The organism is Proteus hauseri, from assembly GCF_004116975.1.
Lineage (GTDB): Bacteria > Pseudomonadota > Gammaproteobacteria > Enterobacterales > Enterobacteriaceae > Proteus > Proteus hauseri.
In genome coordinates this window covers 3467754-3480765 of sequence record NZ_CP026364.1, presented here as the reverse complement: position 1 = coordinate 3480765, position 13012 = coordinate 3467754, and the positions used below count along the sequence as shown (strand labels likewise).

Annotated in this window: 10 protein-coding genes and 1 pseudogene; 9 read left to right on the top strand and 2 right to left on the bottom strand. The window is 35.5% G+C overall.

The genetic code is table 11. From position 1 onward, the window contains the following. The first annotated feature begins 2 nt into the window (after positions 1 to 2). The gene (pntB, locus tag PH4a_RS15940) at positions 3 to 1391 is read left to right on the top strand and encodes a Re/Si-specific NAD(P)(+) transhydrogenase subunit beta (protein WP_129041154.1); all 1389 of its coding nucleotides are present in this window, start codon (positions 3 to 5) and stop codon (positions 1389 to 1391) included. 92 nt (positions 1392 to 1483) lie between these two features. On the opposite strand, the gene uspE is transcribed toward pntB, so the two are convergent. Beyond that, positions 1484 to 2434 carry a universal stress protein UspE gene (gene uspE, locus PH4a_RS15935; protein WP_129041152.1) on the bottom strand — a complete coding sequence of 317 codons (951 nt, stop codon included), beginning with the start codon at positions 2432 to 2434 and terminating at the stop codon, positions 1484 to 1486. 140 nt (positions 2435 to 2574) lie between these two features. After that, the gene (locus tag PH4a_RS15930) at positions 2575 to 3333 is read right to left on the bottom strand and encodes an FNR family transcription factor (protein WP_109406092.1); all 759 of its coding nucleotides are present in this window, start codon (positions 3331 to 3333) and stop codon (positions 2575 to 2577) included. A gap of 656 nt (positions 3334 to 3989) precedes the next feature. On the opposite strand from PH4a_RS15930, the pseudogene PH4a_RS18510 reads away from it, so the two are divergent. From PH4a_RS18510 to PH4a_RS15895, 8 genes and pseudogenes are all read left to right on the top strand, one after another. Then, positions 3990 to 4122, top strand: a pseudogene (locus PH4a_RS18510) (DMSO/selenate family reductase complex B subunit); the annotation flags it as partial. A 321-nt stretch (positions 4123 to 4443) separates the two neighbouring features. Further along, on the top strand, positions 4444 to 4761 hold the full coding sequence (locus PH4a_RS18355; RefSeq protein ID WP_244212907.1) for a hypothetical protein: 318 nt from the start codon (positions 4444 to 4446) through the stop codon (positions 4759 to 4761). Positions 4762 to 4775: 14 nt separating this feature from the next. Next, positions 4776 to 5660: a 4Fe-4S binding protein gene (locus tag PH4a_RS15915; protein WP_129041150.1), complete on the top strand. Its 885-nt coding sequence runs from the start codon at positions 4776 to 4778 to the stop codon at positions 5658 to 5660. Between the two features lie 134 nt (positions 5661 to 5794). Next, positions 5795 to 6802 (top strand): NAD(P)H-quinone oxidoreductase, encoded by a 1008-nt coding sequence (locus PH4a_RS15910; protein ID WP_129041148.1) that lies wholly within the window; start codon positions 5795 to 5797, stop codon positions 6800 to 6802. A 622-nt stretch (positions 6803 to 7424) separates the two neighbouring features. Then, a complete protein-coding gene (locus tag PH4a_RS15905) occupies positions 7425 to 9176 on the top strand; it encodes a pyridoxal-dependent decarboxylase (RefSeq protein WP_244212906.1) in 1752 nt (583 codons plus the stop codon). Positions 9177 to 9621: 445 nt separating this feature from the next. Continuing rightward, positions 9622 to 10497 carry a PadR family transcriptional regulator gene (locus PH4a_RS15900; protein ID WP_129041144.1) on the top strand — a complete coding sequence of 292 codons (876 nt, stop codon included), beginning with the start codon at positions 9622 to 9624 and terminating at the stop codon, positions 10495 to 10497. Beyond that, positions 10490 to 10645, top strand: a complete 156-nt coding sequence (locus tag PH4a_RS18155) for a hypothetical protein (RefSeq protein ID WP_164971553.1) — start codon at positions 10490 to 10492, stop codon at positions 10643 to 10645. The genes PH4a_RS15900 and PH4a_RS18155 overlap by 8 nt, the downstream gene beginning before the upstream one ends. Positions 10646 to 11294: 649 nt before the next feature. Continuing rightward, positions 11295 to 12800 carry a carbohydrate porin gene (locus PH4a_RS15895; RefSeq protein WP_129041142.1) on the top strand — a complete coding sequence of 502 codons (1506 nt, stop codon included), beginning with the start codon at positions 11295 to 11297 and terminating at the stop codon, positions 12798 to 12800. The last annotated feature ends 212 nt before the right edge of the window (positions 12801 to 13012 follow it).

The window sequence follows — 13012 nt, the reverse complement described above, 5'->3', positions numbered from 1 at the left end:
TTATGTCCAGCGGAGTTGTTACAGCGGCATATATTGTCGCCGCAATATTATTTATTTTTAGTCTTGCTGGTTTATCAAAGCATGAAACCTCTAAACAAGGGAATTACTTTGGTATTGCAGGGATGGCAATTGCGTTATTTGCCACTATATTTGGGCCTTATGCGGGCAATGTTGGCTGGATCATTATTGCAATGGTAATTGGTGCCGTTATTGGTATTCGCCTAGCAAAAAAAGTCGAAATGACTCAAATGCCAGAACTTGTTGCTATTTTGCATAGTTTTGTTGGTTTAGCTGCTGTTTTAGTCGGTTTTAATAGCTATCTAGATCACAATACAGCTATGGAACCCGTGATGGTTAACATCCATCTGACCGAAGTATTTCTAGGTATTTTCATTGGTGCAGTAACATTTACAGGTTCAATTGTTGCTTATGGTAAATTAAGTGGAAAGATGTCATCTAAGCCGATGATGTTACCTAATCGTCATAAATTAAACTTAGCAGCATTAGTGGTCTCTTTTTTATTAATGGTTTGGTTTGTAAAAACAGACAGTGTAGGTTTACAAGTTTTCCTTATTATCGTAATGACATTAATCGCATTAGCATTTGGTTGGCACTTAGTGGCATCCATTGGCGGTGCTGATATGCCCGTTGTGGTTTCGATGCTGAACTCCTATTCAGGATGGGCAGCCGCGGCGGCTGGTTTTATGCTAAGTAATGATCTGCTGATTGTCACGGGAGCTTTAGTGGGTTCTTCAGGTGCAATTCTTTCTTATATTATGTGTAAAGCGATGAACCGTTCATTTTTCAGCGTAATTGCAGGTGGATTTGGTACGGATGGTTCTGCCTCTGCTGAAGAAAGTGAAATGGGTGAATACCGTGAAACAACGGCTGAAGAAGTTGCTGATATGCTGAAAAACTCGACTTCAGTTATTATCACCCCAGGCTATGGACTTGCTGTTGCTCAAGCACAATATCCAGTGCACGATATTACAGAAAAACTACGTCAACGTGGAATTAAAGTTCGCTTTGGTATTCATCCAGTCGCAGGGCGTTTACCAGGACATATGAATGTGTTGTTAGCTGAAGCCAAGGTACCTTATGACGTAGTATTAGAAATGGATGAAATCAATGATGATTTTACCGACACTGATACTGTATTAGTTATTGGTGCTAATGATACCGTTAACCCAGCAGCTCAAGATGATCCAAATAGCCCAATTGCAGGAATGCCTGTATTGGAAGTGTGGAAAGCACAGAATGTTATCGTATTTAAACGTTCAATGAATACGGGGTACGCAGGTGTACAAAATCCGCTATTCTTTAAAGAAAATACACAAATGCTATTTGGTGATGCAAAAGCTAGTGTTGATGCAATATTAAAAGCACTGTAATACACAACAAATCACAACCATGTAATACAAGCATGTAAAATAAAAAACGCCCAATAGGGCGTTTTTTATTGGTTAGATTAAACGATTATTGCTTAATCGTGATCTTTATCAACTGTGATAGGGCAATTAAAACCATCTGGCTTAATTGCTAGCAAATCACATTTTATATGATCGATCAGCTGTTCTGCTGTGTTACCTAAAAACGCGGCCGAAAGTCCTGTTCTTCCTAAGATACCTAAAACAACAATACCCGCATTAAGCTCTTCACACATATGAGGTATCACTTGCTCGGGTAATCCTTCCTTAACATAGGTTTTTTCTTCCGGAATAGAAAACTTCTGGCGAAGTTCTTTCATCGCAATAAGATGTTGGCCTCGTAATGCATTGTTATAAAGATTAGGATCAAAATCGGGTAACTCAATAGCAATATTGATAGGGGCGACGGGATAAGCACTTAATAAACGCACATCAGGATCTTTCTGTATGCGATGAGATAAATCGTTAGTTAACTCAATTAATTTTAAATTAAGTGCATCGTGATAAGACTCTTCGTTAGATAAATTAGCTGCAACAACGATAGAACCGTATTCTGGCCACTCTTTATCTTTTACCATCCAAACTGGGCAAGGGCATTTTCTTAATAGTTGCCAATCGAGCGGTGTAAAAATAAGCGAACCTAATTTATCGTGCTGATGAGCCATCTTCAGTAATAAATCATGCTCATGAGCAATAACTTCTTCGATAATAGCTTCATAGGGACGATTATGCCAAATGACTTTGATATCAATTTCGATACCCGCTTCAAGGTAATAGCGTGCTTGCTGTTTTATCCAAGCCGCTTTTTGGCTAATAACACCTTTGCGCATTGCATTGCGTTCATCAGGAGATAAAAGGGTGGTCATATCATACGAGAGATCGTAAACCGGTAGAAAAGCTTTTATCCGCCCACCATTACGCTGAACGATATAGACCGCACGACGAAGTGCAGGTTGGTCATCTTGGTTAGGATCAATGACAACGAGAAGGTTTTGATATTTTTCCATTGTAATATCCTCTTTAGGGCTGGATTTATCCATCTACTTTTTAAAGATAACCCAAGAAGATAAAATGCAATAGTACAAAATAGAAAACGGGTCACAAATTTGTGTGACCCGTTATAAAAATGAAATATGTTAAATGAAAATTAGACTTCTGTAGAAGAAGGAAGCTTACCAGCCAACTCACTCAACAGCGTATTATCTTCAATGGTAATATATTTACCTTTCACGCTTAGCATTCCACTTTTTTGGAAACGACCTAGCAACCGACTAATAGTTTCAACAGTAAGACCTAAGTAGTTACCGATATCACCACGAGTCATCGTCAAACGAAACTCACGAGGTGAGAAACCACGCTGAGCAAAACGGCGAGAGAGATTATAAATAAATGCGGCCAGACGTTCCTCTGCATTCTTTTTCGATAACAGTAAGATCATCTCTTGGTCGCCCTTAATTTCACCACTCATTAAGCGCATCATTTGTTGACGAAGGTTTGGCATTTTGCCTGACAAATCATCTAACGTCTCGTATGGAATTTCACAAACCATTGAGGTCTCAAGTGCTTGCGCGAAACTTGGATGCTCTGTATTAATAATGGCATCAAATCCAACCAAGTCACCAGCCAGATGAAAACCCGTAATTTGCTCGTCGCCTTCTTCCGTTATAGTGTAACTTTTAATCGTACCAGAACGGATGGCATAAAGTGATTTCAGCTCGTCACCGGCTTTAAACAAAGTTTGACCTTTTTGGATGGGCTTTTTACGCTCGATAATATTATCGAGTTGATCAAGCTCATGCTCGTTTAAAGTAAACGGGATGCAGAGCTGGCTAATACTGCAATCTTGACAATGGATTGCACAACCGCCAGATTGGATTCGGCGAACGACGCGTTTTTCTGGGATCATAAGCTTGCTCATTACAAATAAAAATATTGATATGCGTCAATTTTAACACATACTGCTGTATTTAGTAAGGGGAATAATGGTACGCATAGAAATAATTCTGAATGTAACAAATCATGTATATTGATAAAAACAATGTTTTGTTTGGAGGCTGATTTAGAACAATTTGCGCTAACCCTATACTGAGTTGGTATATTATTCGATTTTTTAGGTAAGTCATAGCGGTATTGCTAAATTATCCCCGCCAAAAAGCAAAAATCAAGGTAGGCTCCAAAAAATTCTATCTTTATATTGACATTTCATTTACCTCTTTACCTTAAATTAGTGTTTTTTCTACAGTTCCTTTTATTTTATTAACAATCTTTAAGTGAGCTTAACTAGATGTATTTTTGATACAACTTAATACTAACTAGAGTTAGTTTTTCGTTATAAAAGCGTAGTTATACTGAGAATAAATCGCAATGACTGAAATATTCAATTACCTATTTAGTGGTATTGATATGTATCAATAAGGGTAAACCACCATATCCTATTATTTTCACTGACAAAAGTCGTTATGTGAGAATTATATGTTTATAAAAAAACAGAACAAAATCAACAAAGTGAAGGCGTTATAAATTTAACTCTCCGTCATTTTGTACAAGCTAGCGCAGCGTTATCAAGTTGCATGTAAAGATAAACATAATTTAGAAGCCGGTCGCCGTTTTCGCCTACACACTAACAATTTCTTGTAACCATTGTGACGACCCAGTATGTGTGAAGAATTGCCCAACAACAGCAATGCAGAATAAAAGATTTAAGAGAGAAGTATGGCTATTTAAGCCAAGTTCAAGGATTACTCAATGTCACAATAACTAATCCGAATTTAGTTATCAAACCACATACGGGGACGATAAAAAAGGAGGAAATCAAGCATGAGTGAATGGCCACTAGTTACTTTTACTTTGTTTGTTCAAAGCTCTGTTGGTGTCATTATTCTAACTGCACTTTACTTTTGCTGCCATTTATCTAGGTGCTTTATGTCTTTATACCTTATTGGTATTAATTAAAGGGCATATAAATAAAATCATTCTGGCTGTAATTGGTATATTGGGCATCATTGATATCTTCTGCATGGCATCTCTTTATTACCACACATCAATGCTGACATGGATGCATGCTAATACATACTTTATGTTTATTGGTGCACTATTTTCAACCGGTGCTGCAATTACTTTCCCTCACATGCCTATCATTGCGTATAATGAAACATTCGGATTAAGAATATCTGCATGGATATTGTTTATTCTCAGTATTGTTATGATTGGATATAGTTTGTGGAAATATCGCGCAGCTGTATTTACGTCAGGTTCACATCTGTTTTTAGCCGGTTGTGGTGTAACAATTATTGGTGAGATGCTTAATCGGTTTGCATTTCTTATAGTTAAGTAACGGAGTAGTAATGTATGAGGCGTTTTATTAAGGTGGATCTTCCCCCTGAACCTGTAATTAATGATAAATGTGTCAGGAAACGCCTCAAACAAAGCTTATGTGATAGCTGTTTAAGAAGTTGCCCTGTGGGTGCTATTACATTTGGTCATTTAAATGTTGAAATAGATAATGAGCTTTGTTTTCAATGTGGTAACTGTTTATTTACTTGCCCCGTTGATGCAATAGAAAATATCACCCCCCATGAAAGAACTTACCAAGATAACTTGTTAGTCGTTAGTCATGATGAGCCTCTCGCAAGCGTCGAAGAATTATTAGTTTGGCATCGCCAATTTCAAATTCGCGGTATGAAAATTACCGAACCTTTAGTCGACAAATGGCTTTCAGTTTTGGCTAAATTAAATTTACAACTTAAAACATTACAAGAACCTATTTGGCAGTTAGTTATTACTGAACCAATGGATGTGGATAGTGGGCGGCGCTTTATGCTTTTTCGTCAAAAACTTGATGAAAAGCCACTGAATAAAAACCATGTAAAAACAGGGTTAAATGCAAGAAAGCAGCTTTATCCTGAAGATAGTTGGTTTCAAATTAAGCTTGATAAAGAGAGTTGTATCCTTTGTTCTGCTTGTGCCAAGGTATGTGATGAAAATGCAATTGAACTTGAAAATAATGTTTTTACATTAGATGAGAAACGCTGCACAGGTTGTATGAATTGCCAAATTGTTTGTTTTCCTAAATCAATAATGATCGATGAACAAGCCGCAAAAAATAGTGAACCAATGCGTTATCATTATTATGATGCTCATTGTGAAAAATGCCGTTTAGCATTTCTAGCATGGGAACCTGAATCAAAACTATGCCCAATATGCACTCAGCATAAAAAACAGGGATGGTTATAATTTTCCATTCGTGCGCTAATATTTTACTTGTCAGTTTGATAAAACTATTATCGATTATATTGATAATAGTTTTTATTTAGTGGTTAAAACATCATTAAACTCTGATGACGAGTAAAATAGATAAGGGAAAACTAATGACTCAAAATCACTCCTTACCCAAAGAAATGGTCGAAATTGCGATAATTGAACCGGGTGGTATTGATAAACTGCAAGCACAAGTCGCTCCATTACCATTATTAGCACCTCACTACATGTTAGTTAAAGTAGGGGCTGCTGGTGTAAATCGGCCCGATATATTCCAACGACAAGGCAGTTATCCTCCACCAGCAGATGCATCTCCTATCCCTGGATTAGAAATAGCGGGAGAAATTGTTGCTTTGGGAGAAGGATGCTCTCAGTGGAAATTAGGTGATCGTGTTTGCGCATTAGTCGCGGGAGGGGGATATGCGCAATATTGCCTTGTACATGAAGATATCGCACTACCATCAATGAACATGAGTGATATTGAAGCTGCCGCATTGCCTGAAAATTTATTTACAGTATGGGCAAATCTTTTTCAATTAGGTAAATTGAAAAAAGGTGAGTCTGTTCTTATACATGGTGGTACATCAGGTATTGGCTCTATCGCTATTATGCTTGCCCATGCAATAGGTGCAAAAGTATTTACAACAGTTGGATCGGCAGATAAAGAAGCTGTGGCATTAAAGTTAGGTGCTGATTATGTTATCAATTATAAATTAAAAGATTTTGCTCATGAAATTCCTAACTTAACGGAAGGGAAAGGTGTTGATGTTGTCCTTGATATCATTGGTGGCGATTACGTTGAGAAAAACTACCAAGTCGCAGCTAAATTCGGCAGAATAATACAAGTTGGCATGATGAAAGGGATGCCTAAAAATTTAAATATGATGCCAATGATGATTAAACGCTTAATTCATACTGGTTCAACAATGCGTTCTCGAACAGTAGAAGAAAAAGTCGAAATAGCGCAAGAATTAAAGCAACAAGTCTGGCCATTGATTACTAGTGGTAAAATAAAACCTATTATTAATGCCATTTACCCTTTAGACGAGGTAGGAAAAGCACATCAATTAATGGAGTCGGGTGACTTAATTGGTAAGGTCATGCTCGAACTCTCTTGATATAACATAAATAGATGATATCAGACTTATAAAAAATAATTTGTTATAAGCAGGGCGACAATATTTAAGTCGTTGATCACGATTATTCTGAAAAAACACACATCTAATCTATTGTGTGTTTTTTTGTATCGAAATAAAAGCTAATGACTCTTAGTAAAAAAAATCCTCTTTATAAGAATAAAATAAATAATTATTACTTTGGAATAGATATTAGTCGATAAAAACAGTTGTATATTTAAATTAAGTTAGAGCTAAGTATTGACCACAGTGAAAATAAAATAATTTTTATAAAAATATAACTTAAATCAAAATTGATAATGAAATAGTGTAATTAACGAATAAAATTGATTGGTTTGTCATAAGATAGTGAAAATGTAATCATAGAATCTTAAAATCTTATCTGATATCAATAAAATAAAGAAGATTATTACTCATCATGTAGTATATCATTTAAAAAGATATATATTAATTATGCTAAATAAGCACAATTTTCATTAGAATTAATAACAAAAATTTATATATAGGTGCGATGATGGCAAACAATAAAGAAATCTGTCTGAGTGCTACAGAACGTGTATATCATTCTAGAGCGACCGATACTCTCGTATGTTATCATCGAGAGATGACAAAAATATTAATGGATAGTGAATATCTTTTTTCTAAAGCCCAAAAAGCAAAAATAAATAGTAGCGATAACATTGAACACAAAACAAAAAATAACGCTTTGGAAAAAAGAATAGTTGATAATGCTTATGACAATATTCTTACTACATTAAAACAGCAAATATTTAATAACCAACCCAATATAGAACCTTATTTTTCGCATCATAATTCACAAGTGATGCAGTTGGCAAAATTAGGGTATCTTAGCGCATTAGCATATAGCTCAGATAATGTATTTAACAATCACTCGCCGCTACAAAAACAACAAGAAAAAGAAATTACGAGTGATCTTTTCCAATTAATTGGATTTGATGCAGATAAAGCTTTTGGTCATATCACCACAAGTCATATTCTTGCATGTTACGAAATACTTTGGGCGTTACGAAATTTAAAAACATTGCCGATGGCAATTGCAAGACATCCAAAATCACGAGATTTAGTCGCAGATAAAAAAGCATTTGAATTATTTAATATGTCTGTAGGTGATATTTTATCGATAGGTGAAAAATTGTATGAACGAGGTATTTTTGATGATGTGAGTCACCTCACTTGCCGAGGTACAGGTATGACTCGAACAATGCATTTAGGTAAATTACTTGTTCCTATTTCTCGGTTTGAATTTTGGAAAAAAGCAATGGATATCTTAGGGTTAGGTTATGATAATCTAATTGCATTACCTATAGACGAAACATTTAGAACAGATACAAACAAAACGAAAGAAATAATTTTACGACTGATTGAACAGGGAGAGCCGATTCTTGGCGTGATAGGCGTTTTAGGGTCGCCCACTTACGGTAGTATAGATATGTTAAAACCACTGTTTGAATTACGCGAAGAGTGCAGTCGGAAATTTAATAGTTCATTCTATATTCATATTGATGCGTCGCAACTTGGTTATATGAGAAGTTTATTTCTTGATAAAAATAATAGAATAATTCCTTATGAAATATTGAGTAAAAAACTAAAAAAAGAAGTTCCTGAACTCGAATTACAGCCGGATGTTTATGATAGTTTTACTTATTTATCATTAGCTGATTCGGTTTCATTTGAGCCTTTCCAAGCAGGATTCTCACCATATCCTACTGGGATCGTTTGTATTAAAGATGCACGTATGAGCCGTTTTTTAGCAAATCCACCCAAAGTTTGCCCTGAACAAGCAGATGCCGCCTATGAAATAGATGGAATTCAATCCGCACCAGCTGTTGCATCAATTTGGAGTATTCATCAACTTTATTCATTTAATTCTTTAGGTTTTGGTCTACATGCACAAACATTGTGGGCAGCCAGAGTAAAACTTGAACAAGTATTAAATAAGGCAAAGGAAATAAAAAGAAATGGTAAGTCTTATATCATTAAGCCATTACTGACTTCTGATTTTAATAAACTTAGCTTCGCGATAGTTATCAAAGGTAATCGTTCTTTAGATGTACAGAATAATCTAAATAAGGCTATCTATGAAAATTTGATTTTACAAAGTAATCATAAACAAGATTTAAATTTACTCACACTTTGTGCTCGTAATAGTGATGATATCCCTGCCAAACTTTGTCATGACTGCGATTTAGATAAAAGTGAATGGCAAGAGGTTAAACATTTAAACCTACTTCAATTAACCATGAAAGATGCTGAAAAATGCGGAGATCAACAAATCGAAGAAGGGTATCAATATATTAAACAGGTTATCTTATCTGCATTAAAAAACAGTTTATAAAGAGTAATATTTTATTGATATTATGTTGCTCAAACAAAAGGTGGATGGAAAATCCACTTTTTTGTTATGCATTATTTATCAAAAACACATTAGTGACAGTGTCGCTTATATTCACTGCAAATTCCACAATCCTTTTATTCCTACATTTTTTCTTAATTTTTAATTTCGATAGCGCTATCTCTATAGATATTTACGTTTTTATCTAATTTTAGTGAGATTTTCATCGTCAGTTCACTTGTATAGCACAGAACACTAAGTTAGATAATGAGAATCATTCATAATAATTACCATTATTTAAAATATATAATCATAAATAAATCAACTCGTTAAATTGAGTTATAATTTATACCCCAAAATAGATATATCTAAAACTTGATCATTTAGATATATCGGATTATATTGCTATACATAATTTCGATATATCTAAAACAATGAGGGAATATTTATGATGATTCGAGCATTAAACTCACTTTACCAACAACATGCTGATGATGGCGAACATGGTGGTTATGGTAAAGGTCGTTGTGGTGGAAAGGGTAAACATAATAAACACCATGAAGGTCACGGCGAATGTTGCCATGGTGAGCACGGTGAACACGGTAGACACCATGAAGGTCACGGCGAATGTTGCCATGGTGAGCGCGGTGAACACGGTAGACACCATGAAGGTCGCGGTGAATGTTGCCATGGTGAGCGCGGTGAACACGGTAGACACCATGAAGGTCGCGGTGAATGTTGCCATGGTGAGCGCGGTGAACATGATAAACAACATGGCCGTGGTGGTTGTGGTAGTCGAGGTAAAGGCCAAGGCCGTCAGTTAAAACGTATGTTTGATCATGGTGATTTACGTGTTTTATTACTTAGCATGATTGCGAATAAACCTAGTCATGGTTATGAAATAATTCGTGGTATCGATGAAGCATCCTCAGGTTTATATGTACCAAGCCCAGGTGTTATTTACCCAACATTAACATTGCTCGAAGAGCAGGATCTCGTTGTGGCAAACATTGCTGAAAAAGGCCGTAAAAATTACAGCATTACACCTGAAGGAAGTGCTTTTTTAGCTGAACATCAGCAAATTGCACAGAATATTCAAACTAAACTTGCCTACGCAAGAGATTTATCTCAAAACGCAGGTGGAGTATCTGAAGAAATTGAATCTGCTGTTGGTAAATTAAAAGCCGTACTGCGCCATAAATTGGTATTAAAAGAGCTCTCTGTTGAAAAAGCAGAACGTATCGCATCTATTCTTAATGATGCGGTGGAAAAAATTGAATCTATTAATGAGGCCTTGATCTCTGAGGAAAGGGAAGATGAATAAAACGGAAACTCAACCGCAAGGTAGAAGAAAAAATAGTGATATAGAAAGAGAGGATTTAGAAAATAATCCTGCTGTAAAAGAACAAATTTGTCCTAAAATGCCAGTATCTTATTTTCGCCGAGCATTACGTAAACCCGGTAGAATATAATGATAGATAGACGGAGGTTATAATCTCATGACCTCTGTCAATTTTTAATCTTTGCTGTAACAACCCCGCCTCAACAATCTAGCATCTAGTTAAAAATAGTGACTAAAACGAGTTGTTCAATTGCAAAAGCCAATTATCACTTCATCTTCCACTACATATAAATATCTGTGCTAACTTCTCTTAGTCAAATACATATTCATCACTTTAAGATGTATGAACATGTAATTTATCCTCAGTTATTGAACTCACATCAAAAAAAATAAAATTGGTTATGGAAATGTTCCATATTAACGACTATTTTATACAAATCATTTCTATAACTAATAAAAATAGAAAACACAAACCAGAACTAAACTCAGAAGAAGCATTAAAAACAGAACACCTTTAAATAGGGCTTGTTAAGAAGCACTTAAGCGAGAATAAGTGTACTTATTTAATTTGAATAACAAGCTTTATGTGGCGTAACCATTTTTTAACTGCTTAATGAAGAGAGTAAGATGTGAATAACTATCTGATACTAAGGTGAAAAGTACAGAAGAGAAAATCATAATAATAATTCCATCAATTAAAGCAATAGGTCACTCAATTGAGTGCTCTGAGTTTCGTTATGCCAATTTAAGTCCACTTTGCTGATTTTAGGAATATTTGAATGAAAATGAAGTCATTATCGCTAGCTATTGGTTTTGCCTTAACAATACCGCTGTCTGCGTATGCTCAAACAGATATGAGTGCAATTGAAGCAAGATTAAATGCACTTGAGCAACGAGCGGCCAATGCTGAAGCAAGAACGGCTGTTGCTGAAAAAAAAGCGGCTCACCTTGAACAACTTATTATGTCTGGTACAGGTTCAGGTAAATTGATTCAGTTAGAAAATAATTCATCAAACAATATGGAGCAGAGGATCGCTGTATTAGAACAGCAATCTGAAGATACTCAAGCGAAAGCAACACAAACCCAAACAAGGCTGGATGAATTAGGGCAACAACAAGTATCGACATCTTCGAATAAAGAAAACCAAGGTCTTTTTTCTACCAATACAGATTGGGGAAATCTTAAATTATATGGAGACGTTGAATATAATATCGACGCTGCAAGTAAAAAAGGTCAGTTAACATCAATGCGCTCAATGCCAGGAAACCAAAAAGAATTTTCTGATAGTGAAAAATGGAGCCTTAATGGACGCATATTAATTGGTGTTGATGGTGAGCGAGAATTACAAAATGGCAATTATGCTGGATTTAGTGCTCAACCAATGGCTGATATGACCGGAAAAATGAATCTTGATGATGCTGTATTTTATTTTGGTCAACGCGATAAATGGCAATATAAAATTGGGCGTTATGAAGCTTATGATATGTTCCCGTTAAACCAAGATACCTTTGTTGAATATTCAGGTAATACCGCCAATGATTTATATGGTGATGGTTTCGGTTATATATATATGATGAAAGAAGGGCGAGGCCGTAGTAGTGACGGCGGTAGCATGATGGTAAATACTCAATACGATAATTGGTATTTTGAGCTTAATGCGCTAGTTGAAGATGGTACTTCTGTATTTAAAGATAGTGAGTATCACGGGCGCAAACTTGATAATCGTAAGAATGTTATTTATATGCGCCCAGTGGTGGCATGGCAAAAAGATAATTTTACTATTGCCGCGGCTGTAGATGGTAACGTTATCACTAATGCTTATGGTTATGAAGATGCGGATGGTAATTTTCAAGACCAATCACGCCGTACTGGCTATGGTCTTACTTTAAAGTGGGACACTCTTTCAGAAGATCCAATTAATGGAATTGTGGCTAATTTAAGTACAGCCTATCTTGATGCCAAAAATGAGAATGATTTCTCTATTGGAGGAAACGTTTTATGGCAAAAATTCCAACTAGGTTATATTTATGCGCATAACGATATCAAAGCTTATGATAAAAAAGTAATAGGCAGCAATGATAGTTATCTCACAATTAACCCTGGAAAATATAACATCAATACTGTTTTTGCCTCTTATGAACTTCCTAATATTTTAGGCATGGATAATTTTAAAACTTACTTAGGTGCTTATTATTCCCACATTGATGGCAAAGATGACATTAATGTAGAGAGTGGCGATAAAGATCGCTATGGTGCAAGAGTTCGTTTTAAATATTTCTTTTAATTCTTATACCATTATTAATACCGGTCTACTGTGTAGATCGGTACTTTTTTTTCATAATTTCATCCCATATTGCCCAAGTTGTGATAATCCTCGAAATTTTGAGTCGCAGTAAGATAGATGACTGATTTTTCAGATGCTAATGTTTTTATTCTTGTCATAATATTGCAAATCAGCGTAACCAATAATAAAGAATAATGTAGCAATATATTATC